Below are 24,219 nucleotides of genomic sequence, written 5' to 3'. Positions count from 1 at the left end.
GTGCAGCTAAGCGCATAAGCAAATATGTGACTCATGTGAATAGACATAGCCAACAAAGCTGCAACTGGAAGTATGACGAGTACAATTCACCAATTCTAGAGCTAAGCTGAATATATTGCTAAAGATTTACCTTTATTTACGTCAGATAAGCGAGTAATCATCAAAAACTGTCAGATGACGCCCAATATGTACGTAAAATCGTTGTTTCAAAAGCAAACAGCTACTGCTCTATCGCAATTTTGGCTTTGTTTGTCTGCCACCAGTCGCTATAATCCCTCAGCCTCAAAAGGTCAACTCAGGGAGAACAACCTATGACAATCAAAAACCATAACTACCATATGACAAAATTTGTCATCAGTGCACCCGATATCCGTCATCTACCAAAAGATACGGGTATAGAAGTTGCCTTTGCAGGCCGCTCCAATGCAGGTAAATCCAGCGCACTAAACGCGCTTACACAACAAAAAAGCCTTGCTCGCACCAGTAAAACGCCTGGACGGACACAGTTAATTAACCTGTTCGAAGTGGAAGAAGGCATTCGTCTTGTCGACTTACCGGGTTATGGCTATGCCGAAGTGCCGGAAGAGATGAAACGCAAATGGCAAAAAGCGCTTGGTGAATACCTACAAAAAAGGGAGTGTATTAAAGGTCTTGTCGTATTGATGGATATTCGTCATCCACTAAAAGACCTTGATATGCAAATGATTGAATGGTCTATTGCGATGGAAATTCCTGTATTAGTCCTTTTGACTAAGGCAGATAAACTCGCTTCTGGCGCACGCAAAAAACAATTAATGGAAGTCCGCCAAGCACTCTCTCCATTAGGGGGAGACGTCGAAGTCGAATATTTTTCAGCATTGAAAAAAATCGGTATTGATAAATTGCGTCTCAAACTTGATAGCTGGTATAGCACGCCAATTTGATCCATTTCGATCCTTGTGCGTCACTCGGCGCACAACGGCAAGCACGATAACTTTACACAAATTTTGGATAAAAAAATGCTCCAGTCAAAATTTTGACTGGAGCAGCTAATATTCAGCTAAATCCGATTACGTGAAGTAAAAGGTCTGAAAGATAGAACATCTTACCTCTGTACCCTACGCCTTATACTTTACTTGATTTTTTACGCGAAAAAAAGCTTTTCTGTAATTTTTTTTCAATGCTTACTACGATTCAGCGAATAAAACATCATAATAATAGCCAAAAAACGTATTTTTATTACATATTTATGAGAGCCAAGTCGCATTAATATGTAATGTAAATTTTTTATCTCATTAGGTAATAACGCGTATTTTGTTCAAATAACAGACAGAAATAAGCTTTATCGCATCTATATGGCAACATGCGATAAAGAAAATAAGAAGAGTGTTTTATCGAATCGGCGAATAGGTTGACGCCATTATTGATGACTCAGAGAATAAGCAAGCTCGCCTCTATTGTTTTATATCCGCTGATGACAATGCGCTTTCGGGAAGTAATGCTCCGCCATCAACGACAATAGTCTGTCCTGTCATATATCCCGCGGCTTGTGAGGCTAAAAATACCATAGCGGCAGCAATATCTTCTGCTTCCCCTAAACGCCCTAGTGGTACAGCACGAGCAATCCTTTGATTCAATTGCTCATCCCCTAAGTTTTCCATCGCAGGTGTTCGTATCATCCCCGGCTCAACGCCATTCACCGTTATCCCAAAAGGAGCCAACTCCAATGCGGCTGACTTAATAAAACCATTAACCCCCGCTTTAGAGGCGGCATAATGCGCAAGCCCTGGGTAAGCGACTTTAGGACCAGTGACAGATGAGGTGATTAAAATACGCCCTCTTCCCTGCCTTTTCATAATCGGTTGAGCAGCTTGAGCCAAATAAAAAGGCGCCATTAAATTAACACTCAGTGTCTGTTGTAATAAAGCCTCATCAATTTGCATAAATTCTGTTAGCGGAAAATAAGCTGCATTATGGATAACAACATCTAATTGATGATATTCGCGATCTATTTTTGCAACCAATGCTGTTATTTGTTGCTGCTTTGCACAGTCACAACCTTCCGCCTGAACGTTAAACCCTTTTGCTACTAATGAAGCTGCGGCTGCTTGCGCCTTTTGTAACTGCAAATCAGCCATAATCACGCAAGCCCCTAATTGAGCAAAGGCTTCAACAATCGCTAAACCAATACCTTGAGCCCCACCAGTAACTAGCACGACCTGCCCTTGAAATGCAGTTGGAGAAAATAAGCGTTCCATGATTAATCCTTTGGCTCTGAGATAAGCCTGTCGCCATAAAAGATATTACGTTACATGAGCGCTATATTGAGGTAAAAAAATGTACTGTGACAATCGTTCTTAGGTAGTAAATGCACATTACGTTCGTCAGTAAAATAATCTCATTTTTTACACTAACTTAATCAAGTTAGCTCATATAGCAAAACATATACATTAAATTAAACTTTTAAATGTGGTTTTTTATATTTACATTTTAATAGCTGAGCTATAATTTAATTAAAACCTCTTTCTTAAATCCCATTTAGACTAAACTGTAAAAAATTAATTAGGAATTAATAATAATGAATAAAATAATTAAATTATTTATTTTAATAAGTTCAATAATTATAGATTATAATTGTAACGCAGAGGATTTATTGCAAGTTTATAAAATAACGAAAGATAACAACCCCACATTAAAAAAAACAGAAAGTGAACGTTATCAAGCCTATAAAAAAATAGATGAAGAGCGTAGCTCATTATTCCCTCAATTAAAATTAAAAGCTAATTCAAACTATAAAAACAATGATGGTACAGATGATAATAAAAATATTAAGAACACCGAATTATCCCTACAAATGACACAATCTATAATTGATATATCTAAGTGGAAATCACTATCTATTCAAGAAAAACATGCAGCTATTTCAGATATTAACTATCAAATAAGCCAGCAAGATCTGCTGTTAGAAACGGCTATCTCTTACTTTAATATATTAAAGTCTATTGATGCCCTCACTTACATAAAAGCCCATAAACTCGCGGTTTATCATCAGTTAGATCAAACCACACAACGCTTTAATGTAGGGCTAACGACCATCACTGACGTACAAAATGCGAGAGCTAACTATGACAGTATCATTGCTCAAGAGGTTCTAGGTTACAACGAATTGAAGAATTCAGTTGAGGTATTAAGAAAAATCAGTGGAGTACGATATACTCAATTAGCAAAACTCAATATTAATAAGTTACAACTCACCAAACCAGATAATATCACATTTCTACTTGAAAATGCGCGAATTAAAAACCTGAGCTTATTAAAAGCTCGCCTGTCACAAGAAATATCAAATGATAAAATATCCCTCGCCAAAAGCGGGCATTTACCTATAGTCACTTTAGATGCTTCTACAGCCATCAATAACACTCGGCTAGATAAGAATAGTATCGAAAGCCAGCATAAAATAAATAACCATTCAGGGAAAAACAATGCAGCCCTCTCGTTAAATTTACCAATCTATCAAGGAAATACGGTTAATTCTCAAGTTAAGCAAGCTCAGTATGGTTTTGAGGCTGCAACAGAGCAACTTGAAAGTGATAATCGAAACGTCACCCAGCAAGTTAACTCTTCATACAATAATCTATTGTCGTCAATAAGTAGTATTAATGCCTATAAGCAACTAATCATTTCAACACAAAGCTCATTAGATGCCACAGAAGCGGGTTATCAAGTAGGAACACGCACTATTGTCGATGTACTATCTGCAACTGCCGCCCTCTATCAGTCGAAAAAAAATTTATCGAATGCCCAATATGATTATTTAATCAACCAATTAAAAATGGAATATTTACAAGGTTCCTTAAACGAAAATAGCATTCAGCGTATCAATAAAATGCTAGGTAATGAAATATCAATTTATGAATCAACAATGCAATAATTAGCATTCGAATTATTTAATATTAAATAATTTATTTTAATTAAAACTTAATAAATTTCATTTTTATCACTCATCATTTTCTATGCCATTATTGATTTTAAAGTAAAAATGAGCTCAAGGAAATAAACAGTGAAAGTAAATGAAATGTATTGCATTAAAAATGGAGAAGAGTTAATCATTTCTCCTTCACCACAAAAAAGGAAAATAACCATTCCAAAATTGATGGCATCGAGTAGAGGGCAAAAAACAAAAGCCCATCACCGTCTAGATATCAATGGAAAGCAAGTTGCAATTGCTGAAGTTGATACACGTTATAATCAATATGGAGTTACTTTAATCAGTATATCATCTTGGTCTGGAATTATTGAGCCTAATACCCAAATGAAAATCATGGCTAGTGAAAGAACATCCAAATATTCATCTGTACTTAGTTATGTATTAGTATTAATAGAATAATATATAATTTCACAATAGATAATATGACTAAATAAAACTGAGTCGAATTAAGCATTATCCGACTCAGTTCAGACTCTAGCTAGTGGGCTTCATCCCAGTTATCACCAATACCGACATCAACCTTCAACGGTACATCAAGTTGCATACTTTGTTCCATCAACTCACGTATTTTGGTGGTCACACTATCAAGCTCTGACTCTTTGACTTCGAAAACTAATTCATCATGCACCTGCATTAGCATGTCTGCATGCGGTTTTTCGGCCTGTAACCAAGCATCCACCGCGATCATCGCTTTCTTGATAATATCTGCTGCCGTACCTTGCATCGGTGCGTTAATAGCCTCACGTTCAGCCGCTTTACGACGCATTCCATTACTTGACTTAATGTCGGCAAGATACAAGCGACGCCCTTCTAACGTTTCAACATACCCCTGCTCAGCCGCTTGATGGCGCGTATTTTCCATATAGCGCAGCACGCCTGGATAACGTTCAAAATAGAGGTCCATATAACGCTGAGCTTCACCACGAGGAATGCCTAACTGTCGAGCAAGACCAAATGCGCTCATACCATAAATCAAACCGAAGTTAATCGCTTTTGCACTACGACGCTGATCACTTGTCACTTCATCCAGTGGTACACCAAATACCTCTGCTGCCGTTGCACGGTGAATATCTTTGCCTTCAGCAAACGCCGTTAATAGCCCTTTATCTTGCGATAGATGCGCCATAATACGTAATTCGATTTGCGAATAGTCCGCGGCCACTACTTTGTAGCCTTTGCGTGCAATAAATGCTTGGCGGATACGGCGACCTTCTTCCGTCCTAACCGGAATATTTTGTAAATTGGGGTCTCGAGATGATAAGCGCCCTGTCGCTGTCACTGCTTGATGATACGAGGTGTGTACCCGTTGAGTTTTCGGGCTGATCATCAACGGCAACTTGTCGGTATAGGTTGATTTCAGTTTTGCGAGACTACGGTGCTCAAGCAAGAGTTTAGGTAGGGCGTGATTTAGAGCCAACTCCTCAAGCACTTCTTCGTTGGTAGACGGTGCACCACTCGGTGTTTTTTTCACTATAGGCAGTTGTAGCTTTTCAAACAGAATCGTTTGTAATTGCTTGGTTGAAGCAAGATTGAACTCTTCACCCGCAAGCTCAAATGCCTCTTTCTCCAATTCTGCCAAACGCGCAGTGATCTCTTTCGATTGGGCCGCTAGCACCGCAGCATCGATTAATACCCCTTTACGCTCCATTCTGACAAGAACAGGCACTAATGGCATTTCAATTTCACGAAAAACGTGATTCAGTTTAGGCTCAGCCTCTAATTGAGGATACAGTGCTTGATGAAGCAATAACGTCACATCGGCATCTTCTGCCGCGTAATTGGCTGCCTGCTCAAGCGCTATTTGATTGAATGTCAGCTGCTTTTTCCCCTTCCCTGCAATCTCTTCAAAAGAGACCGTTTTATGGTTAAGGTGCCGTTCAGCGAGGCTATCCATATCATGGCGACCCATGCCCGCTACGCTATTTAGCACATAGGATTCCAGCATGGTATCAAATGCAATACCTTTCAGTTCAATATCGTAGTTGAGTAAAACCTCAGCGTCATATTTTAAGTTCTGACCTATTTTGAGTATTTTATCATTTTCCAATATCGGCTTCATGGCAGCCAACACATCATTTAATGGGAGTTGGGCTGGTGCATCAAGATAATCATGACCTAATGGCAAATAGGCCGCATAGCCGGGTTCAATGGCAAATGACATCCCAACTAAACGCGCTTCTTGTGTATCCAAACTGTCCGTTTCAGTATCAAAGGCAAAGATTGAGGCTGACGTGAGTTTTTCTATCCAGCGGTCTAAATCCGCTTTTTCCAAGATAGTTTGATAGTTTTCCGCACTCAACGTCGGTGCTGCCATGACGGCTTCAATTTTCTTTTCTGTTTTACTTGCCGCTGGCGCACTACTTTTACCACTTTTACCATCCATCCACGTGCCATTCTCAACATCCGCTAACCAGCGTTTAAACTCATAACGGCTAAACAACTGGTAAAGTTTGTCTGTGTCTGGCTCGGAGATCGCAAGTTCTTCGCAGCTTTTTTCTAGCTCCACATCGGTTTTGATGGTCGCTAATTGGTATGAAAGGAAAGCAACCTCGCGATTCTCTTCCATTTTCGGGGCTAATGTTTTCGATCCTCTAAAGCCAAGTGGGGCGATTTTATCTAAAGAGTCGTAAATCTCTTTTAAACTGCCAATGCCTTGCAGCAAAGCAAGTGCCGTTTTTTCGCCCACACCGGGAACGCCTGGAATATTATCGGAAGAGTCGCCCATCAATGCGAGGAAGTCGATGATCAGCTCTGGCGGAACCCCATATTTATCCTCAACTTCTTGAGGGCCTAAAATGGTATTGGTCATGGTATTGATCAAGGTGATATTAGGCTCAACCAATTGAGCCATATCTTTATCGCCTGTGCTGATCAAGACAGGGATCCCTTTTTGACTCGCTTGCCTCGCAAGAGTACCAATGACATCGTCCGCTTCAACACCGGAAACCACCAGCAACGGTAGTCCCATCGCTTCGACCATTTCATGCAATGGCGCTATTTGCTCACGCAAATCATCTGGCATCGGTGGGCGGTGTGATTTATAACTCTCAAACAGCTCATCACGGAATGTTTTTCCTTTGGCATCAAAGACGACAGCCACATGACTTGGCTTATATTGCATAATCAAGCTACGCAACATATTGAGCACACCATACATGGCTCCTGTCGGTTCGCCCGCACTGTTAGTCAGTGGTGGGAATGCATGATAAGCACGGTACAGGTAAGATGAACCATCTACCAATATAAGGGGATTTTCTGCTATCTGAGCCATAATCTGTCATCATCTTTTTGTCAGGAATGAATAATAATAGGATGCCACAATGTGCGCTTAGATACACGTCGAGTTTCAACTTCATCAACAATCCTCCCCCTACTCAATTAAATAAATTAAATCGTCATTTTACTCCTTCGCTACCCTATTTTGACCGATATAACCTGTGGATAACTCTGTGAGCAAAATAATGTTATGCCTTAGATTCAATGACTAAGAAAAGATCAAGGGGTTAAACAAGAAAATAAAATCAATGAGTTAGACGAAAATCGCTTGATCTAGCTCAAAAAAAGGATTTTAAACGTATTGTGGATATTGATTACGGAACGTGAATAATTATGAATGTGGCGGCGAGTCACGCCGCCACAAGGAGAGATTATTTTTTGTCGAGCAGATAGTTCACAACTTTAGAAAACTCTTGCCCATAATCTTCGGCTTTATCGACCGCAATGCCATCATTACGGATTTGGTATTTACCATCAACAAACATCGCTGGCACACCACGTAGTTTTAGATCTTGCGCTGCGTTTTGTTGTTTAGCGACTAAAGATTTTACAACGAAGCTGTTTAGTGCAGCATCATACTCTTCACCACTCACACCTGCTTTAATAAAGGCGTTACGGATATCGTCTACCGTACGAATAGATTGTGTTTTTTGGATACCTTCAAACAGAATTGGCGTCACTTTATCTTCAACTTTTAGAACGATTGCCACTGCCCAAGATTGGGTGAGGTTTTTCCCTAATGGGCCTAAGAAATCAACGTGGTAACGTTCCATTTTGACGCCTTCAGGTAAGTTTTTCTCTACCGTTTGTGGCACTTTATACACATTTTCAAACTGATAGCAGTGAGGGCAATAGAAAGAGAAGAACTCTAAAACTTGTGGTAAGTTTTGTACTGGTTGTTTTAAAGCAACGTACTCTTTCCCTTCTGAATAGTTTGCGGCCGCTGCCCCAAATGACATGGCAATACCAATTAAAGCCAACATGATTTTTTTCATATACTACGTTCTCCAAAAAATACCACTTATTTATTAAAATTGAGGGTTTAACTGCAAAGGGGCTTCCTGCAATCGTTCAATTTGCTGAGCAAATTCGACGGATTGTTTTTGCCAAAAATCATCATCCTGCAACCATGAAAATGCTCTTGGAAAAGCGGGATCTTGCCAGCGGCGAATAATCCATCCTAAGTAATGAACCATTCTCATGGCTCTCAGTGGCTCGATTAATTTGAGCTCTTTTACATCAAAGTCACAAAACTCATTATAGGCTTCTAACAGCGTATCTAGTTGGACTAATTGATCCTGACGCGAGCCATTTAATAGCATCCACAAATCTTGTACCGCTGGGCCATTACGCGCATCATCAAAGTCCACCAGCCAAGCCTCATCACGCCACAAAATATTACCGGGATGGCAATCCCCCTGTAAACGTATTGGTGATGAGATAGTTGGCCAATACTGCTTCACTTGCGTAATCAATCTATCGAGTGATTCAATAATGGAGGCCTGCCACCTTGGAGCGATCAATTCACTTTGTACGATAATTTGGCGAGGTTGCTCAAGATACTCAGCAACACCCAGTGTTGGGCGAAAAACAAACGTTTCTTTCTTACCAATTTGGTGAATACGGCCTAATAAGCGCCCGACGTCTTCAAGCTGAAATAAATTATCGGTTTCATACTGGCGACCACCAATACTTGGAAAAACAGCAAAGATGAAACCACCAAATTCCAGCACGGTTTGCCCTGCAAACTCCAGTGGCGCAGCCACAGATAAACCCGCATCTTGTAATTCTAATGTGAAATCATGCTCTTCTTGAATTTGTGACCGGCTCCAACGCTCGGGGCGATAGAATTTCACGACAAAGCGTTTTCGGTTTTCATCCTGAAACTGATAAACCCGATTCTCATAGCTATTTAGCTCTGTTAATCCTGATTCAGGGTAAATGCCCGCTTCCATCAACGCATCAAGGATCAAATCAGGGGAAATCCCACTAAAGTGAAAATGAGAGTGTTCGATATTATTCATCTCTGATTAATCTTTTATGATGCCGCGAGCGCGCAATAACGCGGTTTTAAAGTCTTCTTCATAATCTTTTTTCAAGCCCGGTATCGCTTCATCACTGCTTTTTCCACGCATTTTCAGGTGATATATCAACACATCATCTGTTAGCTCAGACAATGGTCCTTTAAAACCTGCCTCATCGGCCAGCTTTTGTAGTAATTCCACTAAGTTTAAGTCTGAGTTGTCTTTCCATACAGGATGCAGCAGCTCAATAACTTCATTTAAGCGATGGCATTTCATGTTTATTCCTTCATCACGAATATTCGGGCTAAATTAATTGCTATCATACAAGAGAAAAAGCGAATTGATGTCAATCTAAGTAAAGTTTAACTTTAATTCGCATGAACATTCGTTGATTTTATAGGAAAATAGAATAAATTTTGGCAAATACTATAACGAAATTTATTTTCGAACATGTTGAAACCTTTTATTGAAGATAGTCAGGAAAATTGAATATGTTAGATACGCAGTCGATTACGGGTGTCATACTCGCAGGCGGTTTAGGTCGGCGTATGGGGGGCGAAGATAAAGGCTTGGTACCTTTACTCGGTAAGCCACTGTATCAACATATTATTGAACGCCTAATCCCACAGGTAGGCACGCTGATTATCAATGCTAATCGCAACCAAGAGCGCTACCAACAAAGTGGATTTACCGTCATCTCTGACCTCAATCATGATTTTGCAGGGCCACTAGCAGGCATGCAAGCAGGGTTACATCATGCAGCCACAGAGTGGGTACTGTTTGTGCCTTGTGATGTACCTGCTTTTCCACTCACGCTTGCAGCAACCATGTTTCAACACAAAGGTGATAGCTTGGCTTGTTATGCCAATGATACTGAACGTGACCACCCAACTTTTGCCTTACTCCATCGTTCATTAGCCCCCTCATTGGATGAGTACCTTGCAAAAGGAGAGCGCAAATTAATGTTTTTTATGCAGGAAATAGCAGCGAAATGTGTGATTTTCCCTCCACAATTAGGCTCTTTTGCTAATTTAAATACCCCTGAAGATAGCCTCAACTGGGAGCAACAACAAAAATAATCATGAAACAAAAATCTCTACCTCTACTCGGCATCACCGCCTATAGTGGCACTGGCAAAACCACACTATTAAAAAAAGTGATCCCATTATTACGGCAACGCAATGTTCGCGTCGGTTTAGTCAAACATACACATCACGATATGGATGTCGATAAACCCGGCAAGGACAGTTATGAATTACGTAAAGCGGGCGCTGATCAAACACTTGTCGCCAGCCAAAAGCGCTGGGCGCTGATGACCGAAACCCCAGCTCAGGATGACGAATTAGACCTGCATTATTTGGCGAGCCGTTTTGATCCTAGCTCCCTCGATCTGATTTTAGTCGAAGGGTTTAAGCATGAGACGATCGATAAGATCGCGCTGTTTAGATCGGAAGTGGGTAAACCATTAGATGGCTTAATTGACCAACATGTGATCGCCGTCGCCAGCAATCAAATTATTGATACCACCTTGCCACAATTAGATATCAATAACCCAGAACAAATCGCTGATTATATTGTGTCTTGGTGGCAAAAAAGCCAATAGCCCCCTGCCGCTGGATTTTGGGTGCATTAAAAGCAGGGAATCAATATGTTAAAAATGGAAACAGTGCGACTCAATAGTATAGCGCGAGCTATTAAGCATGACACAACGGGATTTAGCCAATAAGTAGAGGCACGGTGAATACGATCCATAAAATAGTATCAGCATAGCCCCTACGCTCAGGTATTTCACTGGCAATGATTTAAATGGATTCGTCGGAGTTTAGTTATTTGGAGTGAAATGTCTGAGGCTGAACGGATAACGTTCAGCCTTTTTAACGTGTTGTGACGGTGACTCTTAACGCATTGTCACAAATTCTTCTGCCGCTGTTGGGTGGATAGCCACAGTATTATCGAAATCTTTCTTCGTTGCCCCCATCTTCAGTGCAACGGCAAAGCCTTGTAAGATTTCATCCATACCAAAGCCAATACCATGAATACCAACAATTTTCTCATCCGTTCCCACACACACCAATTTCATACGGCATGGCTGACGATGAGAAGTGACCGCGGTATACATCGCTGTAAATGAAGATTTATAACATTTAACCTGATCCGCCCCGTATTTTTCGATTGCTTCAGGCTCCGTCAAACCAACGGTACCAATAGGTGGATGGCTAAACACAACGGTTGGAATATTACTGTAATCTAAGTGTTCATCTGGCTTATTATTAAATAAACGTTCAGATAGACGACGACCCGCAGCAACCGCAACTGGTGTTAACTCAACAGCCCCCGTGTTATCACCTACCGCATACACACCCGCGACATTGGTGTTTTGGTATTTATCGACTTTGATATAACCTTTTTCATTCAGCTCAACACCCGCTGCTTCAATATTCAGGTTATCAGTCATTGGTTCACGGCCAATCGCCCAAATCAATGCATCGACAGTTTGTTCTTTGCCATTTTCCAATTTCAGCGTCAAAGAACCATCGGCATTTTTGACGACCTCTTTTGGTACAGATTCTGTATGCAGAGTTGGACCTTCGGTATTCATCACCTCAACCAAAGTTTCAACAATCAGAGGGTCAAACGAACGTAGCGGAGCATGTTTACGGACAAATAGATGAGCCTCACTGCCTAGGCCATTTAAGACACCCGCCAATTCAACCGCAATATAACCAGCACCAACAACCGCAACACGTTTTGGTAAATCTTCAAGCTCAAAGAAGCCGTCCGATGTCATGCCATATTCTGCACCAGGAATGGCAGGGATCACTGGGCGACCACCTGTTGCAATTAAAATATGATCAGCGGTATAAATTTCACCATCGACTTCAACAGTATGTGCATCGACAAAACGAGCAAACCCCTTGATCACATCGACCTTGTTATTACCTAATACACGGTCATAAGATTGATGGATACGATCAATATAAGCAGTACGACTTGCAATTAAGGTTTTCCAATCAAAACGGTTAATTGTGGTATCAAAACCATAGTCAGGGCCATAAGCACGGATCGCCTCAGAGATTTGTGCGGCATGCCACATCACTTTCTTCGGTACACATCCCACGTTCACACAGGTTCCACCTAACGCTTTCGCTTCAATTAGGGCACACTTTTGTCCATACATTGCCGCTCGGTTCATAGAAGCAATACCGCCACTTCCGCCACCAATCGCAATATAGTCGTAATGTTTGCTCATAACTTGGTTATTCCCATTTTTGATTAATTAAAAAGCTAATACTTACTATTATGCTATTTATCAATTTGATCACAATAGCAATAAAAGATAGGTATCTCCTCTTAATGAAATAGAGGCTGCCTATTCAGGCACAATCCACTCGACTAAGGTATGCCCTGTTCCTTCTGGAACGAGGGTTTTGTGTAGCCAAGGGAGCACTTTTTGCATCTGCTGCTCTAATTTCCATGGTGGATTGATCACAATCATACCTGATGCCGTCATGCCTCGTTGATCGCTATCAGGACGTACAGCTAATTCAATTTGCAATATTTTACGGATCCCAGTCGCTTCCAATTGACTGATCATGCGCTTAATTTGTTGTCTCAATACAACAGGATACCAGATCGCATACGTTCCCGTCGCAAAGCGTTTATAGCCTTCGACGATCCCCTTCACGACAGCTTCATAATCAGATTTCAGCTCATAAGGCGGATCAATCAACATAAAACCGCGACGGCTTGGTGGCGGTAATTTTGCTTTCAGTTGTTGATAACCATCGTCTTTGGACACCTGAGCACGGTTATCGCGAGAAAATTCTGCACGCAATAACGGGTAATCAGTAGGATGCAACTCAGTGAGCACCAATTTGTCTTGCTCACGCAATAAGTGCTTCGCTAATAGCGGCGAACCAGGGTAATAACGTAACCGCCCATTTTCATTCATGCGACGGACAATATTCATATAAGGAAGCAATTCCTCTGGTAAGTCCGGCTGTTCCCAAATGCGCGCAATCCCTTGTAGATATTCACCTGTTTTTTCTGCATGTTCACTGGTTAACTGATAGCGACCAGCCCCCGAGTGCGTATCCACATACAGGAAAGGTTTTTCTTTCTCTTTAAGAGATTCAATAATAAGGCTTTGAACAGTGTGTTTTAACACATCTGCATGGTTGCCTGCATGAAAACTATGGCGGTAACTTAACATGACACTTTTCTTTCCTGAGGAAATTCAACACTAGCCAAATATGACTATTATCAAATAGATTCTTTAAAGACAGCCTGTAAAATAAAACATAGACCGAATGATTTGTTCTGATTCTGAACCATTATAGCCAAATTTCGTTAAAATTAGCACTATTCCTAATTTGACAAAACGGCATGACTTCAACATGATAAAAAGCTATCCTAAACAAAATTAAAATATAATTAAGGACAAAAAAATGCATAAATCACTCATGACAACGATAACAGCGGTTTTACTTTTAGCAGGGACTTCGGCAACGGCAGGAAATAAACAAAATGGCTGTGAAATTAAAAAGCAGAAAATTGAAACTCAAATAAAATACGCCAAAAAACACGGTAACACTTACCGTGTTGCAGGTTTGCAAAGGGCTCTTGATAACGTTAATACCTATTGCACGCCGACATCGCTTTACCGTGACAGCCAAAAAAATGTGGCTGAAAAACGAGAAAAAGTACAAGAAAGAGAAGCTGAATTATTGGAAGCAAAACAAAAAGGAAATAGCGATAAAATCGCAAAGCGCGAACGTAAGCTAAAAGAGGCTCAAGAAGAGCTAAAAGAAGCACAAGCGGAGTTAGAGCTCTATAAAACAGGCCTATAAATTCTTCGTAACCTTCTATTTTTCCCACCAAATTCAGTCTTCATTTGCAATGAAATAACCGACCTTAAAGCCTATTTTGTAGATAAAAATGGGCTTTAAGGTGAAGAATTTTGCAAATTTACGCTATAGTATGGTGAAAATTAAGTAAAATTAGATACGGAGTCAAAGGGGAACGAATGTCGAATATGCATGAAGAAGAGCAAAAAGACGCCAGTAAATTAAAATCAAAGCTCAATAAAAGCATCGATAACAGTAAAAAAGCACTGACATTTTCTATGCGAGTAGTGAATTTTATTTGTGCAATTCCTTTTATTGCACACCTTATTCGTACTGCTCAACGATTCACTGATCGTATGGGGAACCAGTTCGGTGCTGCGATTACCTATTTTTCGTTTCTTTCTTTAATCCCTGTATTAATGTTTACCTTTGCAGCAGCGGGTTTTGTATTAGCCAGTAACCCAGAATTACTTGAACGGCTAGTTCGCGGTATTTCTGCCAGCATCAGTGACCCGACATTAGCCAATACATTAGAAAGAACCATTGATACCGCAATCCGCCAGCGGACTACCGTTGGTTTAACTGGTTTGGCATTAGCCGTTTACTCGGGCGTAAACTGGGTTAACAACTTACGATTAGCCATTTTGGCGCAATCACGCCCTGTTTGGGAGCGCAATGAAGATGAACATGAAAAAATTTATTTCCGCTATTTGCGCGATTTTCTATCCTTAATTGGCCTACTTATCGCCTTGATCGTAACAATTACGCTCACCTCTGTCGCAGGCTCCGCTCAAGCAACCATTGTTAGAACGCTTGGCCTAGATAATATCGAATGGTTAAAACCGGCTTGGACTCTGATTGGTCTGACGATTTCAATTATCGCTAACTTCTTGCTGTTCTTATGGATTTTCTGGATTTTACCGCGTATGCAGCACCGCCGCTCTTCCTTATTGAAAGGCACTCTACTCGCGGCTATTGGCTTTGAAGTGATTAAATCAATCATGACTTGGATTTTACCAAACTTAGCCTCATCCCCTTCTGGCGCGGCTTTCGGTTCGGTGCTGGGCTTAATGGCCTTCTTCTACTTCTTTGCTAGATTGACTCTATTTTGTGCTGCGTGGATCGCAACGGATGAGCCAAAGAACGCAACGGATGAGCCAAAGAACGCAAAAGAGAACGAAATTCTCACTTCTTAACGCATTGACAGGGTGGCAAAAGATCCATCATTTGCCCCCCTTCAAAATTTCTCACATGTTACAACTTTACACATTATTTCGTCATTTCTGATACAAGCGTCTCTACCAATACGCTCGCTGGCATCTCTCGCGCTTTCAACGCATTTTGGCCTGCCCAATGTGCGGCAAAATCATCACTCCCCATTTTACTTGCCGCTGCATGCAACTGTTTTCCAAGATCATACGCTATCGGGTAATCCGGTATAGCAGGACAATCATCCGCTTGTGTCATACGAATAAATTGGTTCACAATCCCTCTTGCGGGTCGGCCAGAGATAGCCGCTGTTAATGCCGTGTCCGCTGCATTTTGGCTTTTCAGCTTATGACGGTAACCTTCATTTGCTGCTGATTCAGGGCACAAAATAAACGCTGTACCAAGTTGAGCCGCCACGGCTCCTTGCTCTAAAGCTGTTTTAATTTCTTGCCCATCCATCAAGCCGCCCGCAGCAATAATCGGTAATTGGCTATTTTTCACTAATAATTCAACCAAGTGGAATGTTGTTATCGCTTCATCTTCGGCATTAACATCAAACATTCCTCGGTGCCCACCCGCTTCAATGCCTTGAGCGATAATGGCATCAATACCTGCCTGCTCGATCAACTGAGCCTCTCGTAAGCAAGTTGCCGTCGCCATTGTATAGATCCCTTGGGCTTTTAACTGATCAATCACCTGTTTATCCGGAATATTAAAATGGAAACTGACAACTGCTGGCCTCATTTCTAGCAGTAGTGCCAACATGTGAGGATCATCTAAGAATGATGTGTAAACTTGGTTTAATTGCTGAGGTGGCAATACGTTAAACTGAGCTAATTGTTGGGCAAAGTAATGAATCCATGCTTGTTCAATCTCACGATTACGTACGGGAGTAGAATGGCAGAACACATTCACATTAAAAGGTTTGTCTGTTAAAGCATTAGTTTTCTCAATCAATGCTTTAGCTTGAGGTACAGAGCTAGCCCCAAGCCCTAATGAGCCTAGCCCCCCTGCCTCAGAAACTGCCGCAGCCAACTCAGGTGTTGAAACGCCCGCCATAGGGGCTTGAATGATTGGGTAACGTAAGCCCAAACGTTGGAGAAATACTTCAGAATGCTCCATTATCTTTCCTTTATCATCAAGTAGGGTTACACTTATTATTCTGTTATTAAGAATAAATATAGCACTATATTCACGAAAAAAGAAAATGAACTCTGAATCCCTAAAAATATTTTGCATGGTCGCAGAAGAACTCAGTATCACACGCGCAGCAATGCGCCTCGGTAGGGTTCCCTCAAATATTACAACGCGTATTCAACAGCTTGAGTCCGATCTGGGAGAGCCGCTGTTTATTCGTCAAGGTAAGCAGATGCAATTGTCAGAAGCCGGCACACGCTTCCTACAATACGCCTATCGTTTACTGGCGTTAGAGCAAGAAGCCCGCCATGTCACGAGTTTAGGCAGAGAAGGAGGACAACTAAGAATAGGTAGCATGGAGAGCACGGCGGCCTGCCGGTTACCTCAACCTTTGGCAGCCTACCACCAACAGCACCCAACAACCCAATTATCATTATTAACCGGAACCTCACAAGCTCTAATCGAGCAAGTACGTCGTGAACAGTTAGATTGTGCTTTTGTGGCTCTTCCCCAAGATTTGTATGATATTAACCAACTCTGTGATATGGGTATTCAGTCACAAGTCGTTTGGCAGGAGCAGCTAGTCTTATTGCTTCCCGAGCAAGATAAATTAGCAAAGACCGCCTCAGATATTCAAACACGCTCACTTGCTACCTTCGCCCAAGGATGCAGCTACCGCTATATTGCTGAGCAGTGGCTAAATATCCCAAATCAACGAGATTGGCATATTCAGCAACTTAGCTCCTATCATGCGATGGTCGCATGCGTCAGTGCAGGAAGCAGTATCGCGCTACTACCGGCTCAATTATTTCATTCTATGGGGGATGCTTCCTCATTGTTAGCCTCGCTCCCCGTCACAACATGTGATACCTATTTGATTTATCGTACTGGATACCAAGTGCCTGCTTTTACGGCTTTTAAGACATTAATTTTATCGCGTGAGGTTAATTAAAAATTCACCGCCTTTCTGGACACATGGCAAGCTGATTATTCAAGTATGTTATAAGTGAATATGAGCACTCACTCTATCTCTAAAGACCAAATGAGTTGGGAGAAAAATGATAACTACACAATATATTCAGCAGTTAGAAGACTTACCTTGCGGCGTTGTGCTTTACTATCACAACCAAAAAAAGGCGAGTATCAGTACATTTTGTGCTAGAGGAAGCGATCTGGCAGGTCGGCCATTGACAGTTGATACCCCATTACGCATTGCCAGTAACACAAAAACGTTTACCGCAGCAGCCATACTTAGGTTAGTTGAAATGGGGAAATTATCGTTAGATGATGCCATTTCACAACATATCACACCTGAATTTAACCAATTACTGTGTGACAGCTATGCCACCGATCATATCACTATTCGTCATCTACTCAGCCATAGTAGCGGGCTTTTTGATCATGCAGATGATCACTACCTCAAGCGCGTACTTGCGAAACCGACACACCAGTGGACTCGGTTAGAGCAAATACAGCTCTATGTGCGTAAAAAATTCCCTATTGTCGCACCTTCAGACACATTTATTTATTCAGATACAGGTTACATACTGTTAGGCGATATCATTGAACGTGTTACGGGCCAATCGTTAGGCCACGCCGTTAGGGAGTTATTAAAATTCAATAAAATTGGATTAGATACCGCTTATTGGGAGTATTTAGAGCAACCTACGACAGATGCACCTCGTGCACGCCAATACCTAAAAGAGATAGAAGGTACACATATTCATGCTTCGATGGATGTGTATGGCGGGGGTGGTTTAATTACCTCATCTCAACAAATGGCTCGATTCCTTGAAGCCTTATTTAATGGCGAAATCTTTGAGAAACCAGAAACTCTACAGACAATGCTGAGTGTGGGTCACCATGTGGGCGCCCAAGAGTACCGATTAGGGTTGATGGCAAGTGTCGTAAATGGCATGACGCTATATTCACACCTTGGTTTTTGGGGATCTGCCGCCTATTACTCACCGGAAACCCAGACAAGTGCAGCCGGCTTTGTCGATGACAGGGATTCCCGAGAAACCTTAATTCGGGTGATTGAAGGGTTACTGACGCAACGTTAAAAAACAACAGGATGAAAAGTAAATAGCCCCTAAGTTGGGGCTATTTAATGACAGATTATTTCGCTGCTTTTGCAGGCTCCGCTTCAATTGCCGGTGTAGGCTCAACCTGTGGCCACAGCACCTTAGTAAATTTCTGGCGGATTTGCTCAGCATCCATCAACTGCTTCTCTTTCGGTTGAACCAACACAAAGGCAGCTTCTTGAGACAATAAACGACGCACTTCCATATTCACTTGATCCAGCGTTTGCCCCGCTAAGAAAGATTGCCTTAGTCGTTGATACTGCTCAGGAGCGATATCAACCACCCCATTTTGTTGAGAGATCAAGCGTTGGCCTGCTAACACATCCGTACTGGTACGAGCATAGGCCGCAAACAATTGTGATAATTGCACCTGTTTTTCATTGAGCATTTCATCAAACAATTCAGGTGAAATCCCATTTTGAACAGCGGTTGATAGCTCATTGAGAACAACATCTGTCACTGCTGCCATTTTTTCTGGCGCTGCTGCAACCGTTAACGTACAGCTAGCCTTCTGATATTGCACTCGGCAATCTAAGTTCGAATTCACTTCATCTTGGTTAAACTTTTGGCTAAAAGTTTTTTGTAATGAACGATAAAGTGCTTCACGGGCTAAATCACTTCCCCAATAGCGCATCAGTACGGCAGAGTCATTAATCGGTTGCCAATCGATATCCCAAATCAGGGATAAGCTATCTTTTGTTTGCTTATCTTGCAGAATGTCGATGGATTGAGGTTTCACCTGTGATAAAACAGCTACCGCAACAGGCTCTGAACGTTTACCTTCTAGTGAAGAGAACGTTTGAGTGATGTAATCAGATAACATGCGTGAATCAACATGACCTGCAACATACAGCGTCATAACATCTGGCGTATACCATTTTTGGTAAAACGAATTCACACTCTCTAAATCTACATTATCCTTAACCTTTTGCCCTGGGTCATAGCCCATCATTGCAGAGCCTTTCAGACGTGCGCGCCATACAGGATCCGTCGCATCAATAGGCAATGTAGCAACAGGAGCATTTGTCACACTCAGACCATTGTGCAGTGTGGTTTCGGTATAAGTTGCCCCAGCCGCGGAGGTTGCTAACCAGTTGAGTGCTTGTTTGAGAAGCTCTGGCTTATTGTGTGGTAAGCTCAAGCTATAAATTGTGTAGTCATATGAGACGACCGCTGGCGGAATGGGAACATCAGGATCGGTTGCCTGACGCCAAAAATTTTGCAACGTTGCGGTTGGAAATGCTTCTGTTTGATGTAACAGCGCCATTTTAGGGATTAAGTAGCTGTAACCTTTTTCATTTGCTTTTTCTGACAAAGACCCTGTTTTAATGGCCAATCTCAGTTGAATTCGGTCATTAGGACGCTGTGGAGTCTGCAATAGCTGCCAGCTAAAGCCATTTTCAAGCTTTCCTTGCTGCCATGCTGGATCAGGCTGCAATGGCTCAGCACTCGCAAGGCCAGCGACTGACAGTAGCACCACACTAAAGATATACCGAATTTTCAAACCCTGCATGTAAACCCCTATGTATTTTCTATCCTTGTATTTAACCGCAAAAATATGACTGATAAATTAACGAAAAACGCTAATTATAGGGTTAAACGATATGGTTTGGTCTCATACACTGTAAGTGACACCAATTATTAACGATATTAGACCACAAAGCTCGCCACATGTTCATGACTTAGTCTGAATTTTGCTGTTTTCTTTGGCGGTTATAATTCTTCGCCAATAAGCCTATCTCGTCATCCTTATGATAACCTGATACTTTGATGTCTTGATCGCCGCCATCTTGTAATTCTAGCGCAATTTTACGTAATGGCCTGACAATCATTCGACTTACACACCATGTCATCGCAATCGCAATGATCAAAACTAACAACAAATATGTCGTTATCATTAATGCCAACGTGTTGAAGGCGAATCGATAAACACGATTTGAATCAACTTGCAGCGTTAAATACCCTTGGGGTTTCGCCGTCAAGACGGTATTCCCATAGGCATACAAAGGTACTGTCATCTCTACTGGAATACCGGCAAATTTCACCGCCCAACTAGGAATTGGACGGGGTGTCGCAAAGTCTAAATGGATAACAGTCGCCCCATCGACTGTCACAATCGCTTTGCCCATAATACCCGATGTTTTCAAGCTCACGAGTAGCCGTTTAACTTCGTTCAGATCTGAACTTAATAATGATTCAGTCAATGGTTTTTGAATTTGTACAACCGCATTACTAAGCTGATTGAGATAGTCACCTTTTCTTTGCTCAAGTAAGTAACTAAATTGAATTGCCAAAAAAAGGGCGAGTGAGCTTAACGTGATCACAAAAAATACGATCATGCTTTTTAACGTTAGAGAACGTTGCACCCTGTTCTTCATGTTTCCGAAACCTTCTTTATCAAGCTTCTTTTGAATTGAATATTTTTCGCTTTAAAAAGCGGCCCTTTATCAACAAAGTCAGATAAACACCGACTAACATCCCCCCATTAACCCAACATATCACAATATTTTTTACCAATATTGCGAAACTGCAACTGGGCGCGAATCATTATTCAAGCCAAATAATCAATAAGTTTGGGTAGCGCGCCCAAAAAGGTAGGTTTTATGGGGCATTGGATGTCACTGAGTTATTCTCAGTATACTTGATTTTATCAATAAAGGAGCAGTTAAAAGTGAAAGTTTATGTAATTAAGACAAAGGGGGGATTTACGGAAACAACAACAACGTATCACACTGGATAACGGCAGAAAAGCAATATTTCTGCCGTCTTAGTGGGGATTAACTGGCTACAACGCTATTTTTTTCATCTTCATCGACGGCAAAACAGGCAACCAGTTGCCCTCCGTACTCTTTAAGAGCTGGTTGGAATTGCGTGCATTGCCCGAATGCTCGGCGGCAACGAGCTGCAAAAGCGCACCCCGGTGGTGGATTCAGCGGGCTTGGTAACTCTCCCGTCAACTTGATCCTTTCACGCCGTGAATCAGGGTTTAACCTTGGTGTTGCTGATAGCAGTGCTTGAGTATAAGGGTGCAAAGGATTATTAAAGATCTGTTCTTTAGTTCCTTTTTCTACGCAACGCCCCAAATACATCACCATCACTTCATCAGCTATATGTTCAACCACGGATAGATCATGCGAAATGAACACATAAGATAGCCCTAGCTCTTGCTGCAAATCCATCATTAGGTTAAGCACTTGAGCGCGTACGGAAACGTCCAGTGCTGAAACTGGTTCATCAGCAACAACAACATCAGGATCTAACATTAACCCTCGTGCGATTGCGATGCGCTGGCGTTGCCCGCCCGAAAACATATGAGGATAGCGCTCATAATGCTCCGTTTTTAACCCAACCTTAGCCATCATCGATAACACCTTTTCTCTACGCTGCTCTTTAGATAACGAGGTGTTAATCAATAAAGGCTCCTCAAGTATTTGCCCGACTTTTTTACGAGGATTTAAAGAGCCATATGGGTTTTGAAAGACAATTTGAATTTTTTGGCGACGTAGCTTTTCAGCCGCCTTGTCTTTAACCAGTAGGTTTTGGTCTTGATAGTAAAGCTCCCCCTCTGTGGGTTGTTCAATCATGGTCAGTAAACGACCTAGTGTCGATTTACCACACCCAGATTCTCCAACAACGGCGAGTGTTTTTCCTTTTTCTAGCTCAAATGAAACGCCATCGAGAGCTTTGACTAACCTTTCTGCCGAAAATATACCGCTTTTCGCTGAATAATATTTCTTTAAATTAATAGCCTGTAGTAAAGGCTTATGTTGATTTTCACTCATAGTGTCGGCCTCCCCATATCATCCAGCGGCATGTGGCATTTCACCTGCCTATCTCCAACAGAGCGCAATTCAGGCTCCTCAATACGACAACGCTCTGTCGCATAGGGGCAGCGAGGGTTCAACAGACAACCTTGTGGTCGGTCATATTTCCCCGGCACAACGCCCGGTAATGACGCTAACCGAGATTTATTAGTGGCAAACTCAGGCAAGGCACGTAACAGCGCTTGAGTATAGGGATGACGAGGATGTTTAAAGATATCAGAGGCCTTCGCTGATTCCACGACTTGGCCCGCATACATCACAATAATGTGATGTGCCGCTTCAGCAACCAAGGCAAGATCATGGGTGATCAAGACCAAGGCCATATTCTCTTGTTGTTGTAATTCAAGCAATAACTCAATAATTTGTGCTTGGATCGTCACATCAAGTGCGGTCGTCGGTTCGTCTGCAATCAATAACTTAGGCCGACATGCGATCGCCATCGCAATCATGACCCGCTGACTCATCCCACCTGATAGCTGGTGTGGATAAACATCAAGCCGCGATTTCGGGTCAGGGATCCCGACCATCGTCAGTAAATCAATTGCACGTTGTTTACGCGTACTTTTACTACCGCCTTGGTGCACTTTCAGCGCTTCCATTATCTGATAACCCACTGTAAAACAGGGGTTCAGACTGGTCATAGGGTCCTGAAATATCATCGCTACATCGGCACCAACAATTTGCCGACGCTCTTTTTCGGGAATAGACAATAAGTCACGCCCGTCAAATTGCAACGAATTAGCCATCACTTTCCCAGGATAGTCTATCAGCCCCATTATCGCTAAAGAGCTTACCGATTTCCCCGAGCCAGACTCACCCACTATGCCAACAACCTGACCTTTTTCAACGCTATAGCTGATGCGGTCAACGGCACGGAACGGGGTACTTTCATCACCAAAGTGTACCGAGAGTTGTTCTACATTTAACAATGCCATTAGATTACCTCATCACTGCTTGAGTTTTGGATCAAATGCATCACGCAAACCATCACCCATCAGGTTAAACGCTAATACAGTTAACAAGATTGCCAGACCAGGGAAGGTGACGACCCACCACGCACTTTGAGCGAATTGCAGCACGTCAGACAACATTGTGCCCCATTCAGGTGTTGGTGGCTGTGCTCCCATACCAAGGAAACCCAAAGCAGCCATATCTAAGATGGCATTAGAAAAGCCAAGTGATGCTTGAACAATTAGCGGTGCCAAACAGTTCGGTAAAATATTAACAAACATCTGACGCGTAGCACCGGCGCCTGCCACACGTGAAGCGGTGACATAATCGCGATTCACTTCTACCAACACCGCGGCGCGAGTAAGCCGGATATAGTGAGGCAATGCAACGAAGGTCAGTGCAAGTGAGGCATTAACGATTGAAGGGCCAAAGATTGCCACCAATACTAAAGCCAGCAATAAACTCGGTAGGGCTAACATGATGTCAACGATACGCATAATCACAGCATCGACCACACCACCAAAATAGCCTGCAATAACGCCGACCGTCACCCCCATAATCAATGAGAGCACCACCACAAGGCAGCCGACTAACAGAGATAAGCGTGCACCATACATTAAGCGAGATAACAGATCTCGACCAACGTCATCCGTACCTAAGATAAATTGCCAACTTCCGCCGGATTCCCAAACAGGTGGTACCAATAAGAAATCGCGGAACTGCTCATCTGGTGCATGAGGGGCTAAAACACCTGCAAAAATAGCCACTAAGATCATTAAAATGATATATGCCATTCCGGCAACCGCACCTTTATTACGCTTAAAGTAGTGCCAAAATTCTTGGAATGGGGTCATCGGCTTAGGGGCGCTGACAACCGTTGGCTCAGTAGATTGAGACATG

23 protein-coding genes are annotated in these 24,219 nt (G+C 42.1%); 9 read left to right on the top strand and 14 right to left on the bottom strand.

Annotated elements, in window-relative coordinates:
* The first annotated feature begins 311 nt into the window (after window positions 1-311).
* Window positions 312-923 (top strand): ribosome biogenesis GTP-binding protein YihA/YsxC, encoded by a 612-nt coding sequence (gene yihA / locus PR709_RS11440; protein ID WP_004923816.1) that lies wholly within the window; start codon window positions 312-314, stop codon window positions 921-923.
* 112 nt (window positions 924-1,035) lie between these two features.
* On the opposite strand, the gene PR709_RS19595 is transcribed toward yihA, so the two are convergent.
* Together PR709_RS19595 and PR709_RS11435 are read right to left on the bottom strand one after the other, a co-directional pair.
* Window positions 1,036-1,083 (bottom strand): hypothetical protein, encoded by a 48-nt coding sequence (locus tag PR709_RS19595; protein ID WP_438361642.1) that lies wholly within the window; start codon window positions 1,081-1,083, stop codon window positions 1,036-1,038.
* A 350-nt stretch (window positions 1,084-1,433) separates the two neighbouring features.
* On the bottom strand, window positions 1,434-2,237 hold the full coding sequence (locus PR709_RS11435) for an SDR family oxidoreductase (protein ID WP_004923813.1): 804 nt from the start codon (window positions 2,235-2,237) through the stop codon (window positions 1,434-1,436).
* Window positions 2,238-2,557: 320 nt separating this feature from the next.
* Between PR709_RS11435 and tolC the strand changes: the two genes are divergently transcribed.
* Window positions 2,558-3,910: an outer membrane channel protein TolC gene (gene tolC, locus PR709_RS11430; RefSeq protein WP_272570897.1), complete on the top strand. Its 1,353-nt coding sequence runs from the start codon at window positions 2,558-2,560 to the stop codon at window positions 3,908-3,910.
* A 129-nt stretch (window positions 3,911-4,039) separates the two neighbouring features.
* The gene (locus tag PR709_RS11425) at window positions 4,040-4,366 is read left to right on the top strand and encodes a hypothetical protein (RefSeq protein ID WP_053110237.1); all 327 of its coding nucleotides are present in this window, start codon (window positions 4,040-4,042) and stop codon (window positions 4,364-4,366) included.
* A 79-nt stretch (window positions 4,367-4,445) separates the two neighbouring features.
* Here PR709_RS11425 and polA read toward each other — a convergent pair whose 3' ends face one another.
* From polA to PR709_RS11405, 4 genes are all read right to left on the bottom strand, one after another.
* Entirely contained in the window at window positions 4,446-7,238 is a 2,793-nt protein-coding gene (polA, locus tag PR709_RS11420; RefSeq protein ID WP_272570896.1) for a DNA polymerase I, read from the bottom strand.
* A 376-nt stretch (window positions 7,239-7,614) separates the two neighbouring features.
* Window positions 7,615-8,238: a thiol:disulfide interchange protein DsbA gene (dsbA, locus tag PR709_RS11415; protein ID WP_004923800.1), complete on the bottom strand. Its 624-nt coding sequence runs from the start codon at window positions 8,236-8,238 to the stop codon at window positions 7,615-7,617.
* 33 nt (window positions 8,239-8,271) lie between these two features.
* On the bottom strand, window positions 8,272-9,267 hold the full coding sequence (locus PR709_RS11410) for a serine/threonine protein kinase (RefSeq protein ID WP_004923797.1): 996 nt from the start codon (window positions 9,265-9,267) through the stop codon (window positions 8,272-8,274).
* 6 nt (window positions 9,268-9,273) lie between these two features.
* Window positions 9,274-9,543: a YihD family protein gene (locus PR709_RS11405; RefSeq protein WP_004923794.1), complete on the bottom strand. Its 270-nt coding sequence runs from the start codon at window positions 9,541-9,543 to the stop codon at window positions 9,274-9,276.
* A gap of 215 nt (window positions 9,544-9,758) precedes the next feature.
* Between PR709_RS11405 and mobA the strand changes: the two genes are divergently transcribed.
* Entirely contained in the window at window positions 9,759-10,346 is a 588-nt protein-coding gene (gene mobA, locus PR709_RS11400) for a molybdenum cofactor guanylyltransferase MobA (protein ID WP_272570895.1), read from the top strand.
* 2 nt (window positions 10,347-10,348) lie between these two features.
* Window positions 10,349-10,870, top strand: coding sequence for a molybdopterin-guanine dinucleotide biosynthesis protein MobB (mobB, locus tag PR709_RS11395; RefSeq protein ID WP_004923791.1), 522 nt, complete (start codon window positions 10,349-10,351; stop codon window positions 10,868-10,870).
* A 294-nt stretch (window positions 10,871-11,164) separates the two neighbouring features.
* Here the strand turns inward: mobB and gorA are convergent, their stop codons facing one another.
* Both gorA and PR709_RS11385 read right to left on the bottom strand, forming a co-directional pair.
* A complete protein-coding gene (gorA, locus tag PR709_RS11390) occupies window positions 11,165-12,517 on the bottom strand; it encodes a glutathione-disulfide reductase (protein ID WP_004923788.1) in 1,353 nt (450 codons plus the stop codon).
* Window positions 12,518-12,637: 120 nt separating this feature from the next.
* Window positions 12,638-13,480: a 23S rRNA (adenine(2030)-N(6))-methyltransferase RlmJ gene (locus tag PR709_RS11385; RefSeq protein WP_004923787.1), complete on the bottom strand. Its 843-nt coding sequence runs from the start codon at window positions 13,478-13,480 to the stop codon at window positions 12,638-12,640.
* A gap of 235 nt (window positions 13,481-13,715) precedes the next feature.
* Between PR709_RS11385 and PR709_RS11380 the strand changes: the two genes are divergently transcribed.
* Both PR709_RS11380 and yhjD read left to right on the top strand, forming a co-directional pair.
* A complete protein-coding gene (locus PR709_RS11380) occupies window positions 13,716-14,117 on the top strand; it encodes a DUF1090 domain-containing protein (RefSeq protein ID WP_004923780.1) in 402 nt (133 codons plus the stop codon).
* A 176-nt stretch (window positions 14,118-14,293) separates the two neighbouring features.
* Complete coding sequence (gene yhjD, locus PR709_RS11375; RefSeq protein ID WP_272570894.1) at window positions 14,294-15,310, top strand: inner membrane protein YhjD; 1,017 nt, start codon at window positions 14,294-14,296, stop codon at window positions 15,308-15,310.
* A gap of 73 nt (window positions 15,311-15,383) precedes the next feature.
* Here yhjD and PR709_RS11370 read toward each other — a convergent pair whose 3' ends face one another.
* On the bottom strand, window positions 15,384-16,445 hold the full coding sequence (locus PR709_RS11370) for an NAD(P)H-dependent flavin oxidoreductase (RefSeq protein ID WP_036942188.1): 1,062 nt from the start codon (window positions 16,443-16,445) through the stop codon (window positions 15,384-15,386).
* An 85-nt stretch (window positions 16,446-16,530) separates the two neighbouring features.
* Here PR709_RS11370 and PR709_RS11365 point away from each other — a divergent pair, with 85 nt between their 5' ends.
* Together PR709_RS11365 and PR709_RS11360 are read left to right on the top strand one after the other, a co-directional pair.
* Window positions 16,531-17,412, top strand: a complete 882-nt coding sequence (locus PR709_RS11365; protein WP_071599670.1) for a LysR family transcriptional regulator — start codon at window positions 16,531-16,533, stop codon at window positions 17,410-17,412.
* A gap of 106 nt (window positions 17,413-17,518) precedes the next feature.
* Window positions 17,519-18,523, top strand: coding sequence for a serine hydrolase domain-containing protein (locus tag PR709_RS11360; RefSeq protein WP_014656982.1), 1,005 nt, complete (start codon window positions 17,519-17,521; stop codon window positions 18,521-18,523).
* Window positions 18,524-18,578: 55 nt separating this feature from the next.
* Here the strand turns inward: PR709_RS11360 and PR709_RS11355 are convergent, their stop codons facing one another.
* From PR709_RS11355 to dppC, 5 genes are all read right to left on the bottom strand, one after another.
* Window positions 18,579-20,057: a M16 family metallopeptidase gene (locus PR709_RS11355; RefSeq protein ID WP_014656983.1), complete on the bottom strand. Its 1,479-nt coding sequence runs from the start codon at window positions 20,055-20,057 to the stop codon at window positions 18,579-18,581.
* Window positions 20,058-20,226: 169 nt separating this feature from the next.
* Window positions 20,227-20,922, bottom strand: coding sequence for a HAMP domain-containing protein (locus PR709_RS11350; protein ID WP_004923758.1), 696 nt, complete (start codon window positions 20,920-20,922; stop codon window positions 20,227-20,229).
* Window positions 20,923-21,321: 399 nt separating this feature from the next.
* Window positions 21,322-22,326, bottom strand: coding sequence for a dipeptide ABC transporter ATP-binding subunit DppF (dppF, locus tag PR709_RS11345; protein WP_004923755.1), 1,005 nt, complete (start codon window positions 22,324-22,326; stop codon window positions 21,322-21,324).
* Entirely contained in the window at window positions 22,323-23,303 is a 981-nt protein-coding gene (dppD, locus tag PR709_RS11340; protein ID WP_004923750.1) for a dipeptide ABC transporter ATP-binding protein, read from the bottom strand. Before dppD ends, dppF begins: the two co-directional genes overlap by 4 nt.
* A gap of 12 nt (window positions 23,304-23,315) precedes the next feature.
* The gene (gene dppC, locus PR709_RS11335; protein WP_004923748.1) at window positions 23,316-24,218 is read right to left on the bottom strand and encodes a dipeptide ABC transporter permease DppC; all 903 of its coding nucleotides are present in this window, start codon (window positions 24,216-24,218) and stop codon (window positions 23,316-23,318) included.
* Window position 24,219: the final 1 nt, after the last annotated feature.

This window comes from Providencia sp. PROV267 (assembly GCF_028477825.1).
GTDB classification, from domain to species: domain Bacteria; phylum Pseudomonadota; class Gammaproteobacteria; order Enterobacterales; family Enterobacteriaceae; genus Providencia; species Providencia stuartii.
Note: the sequence above shows the minus strand (reverse complement) of the source record. Positions and strands in the feature narration are given on the sequence as shown.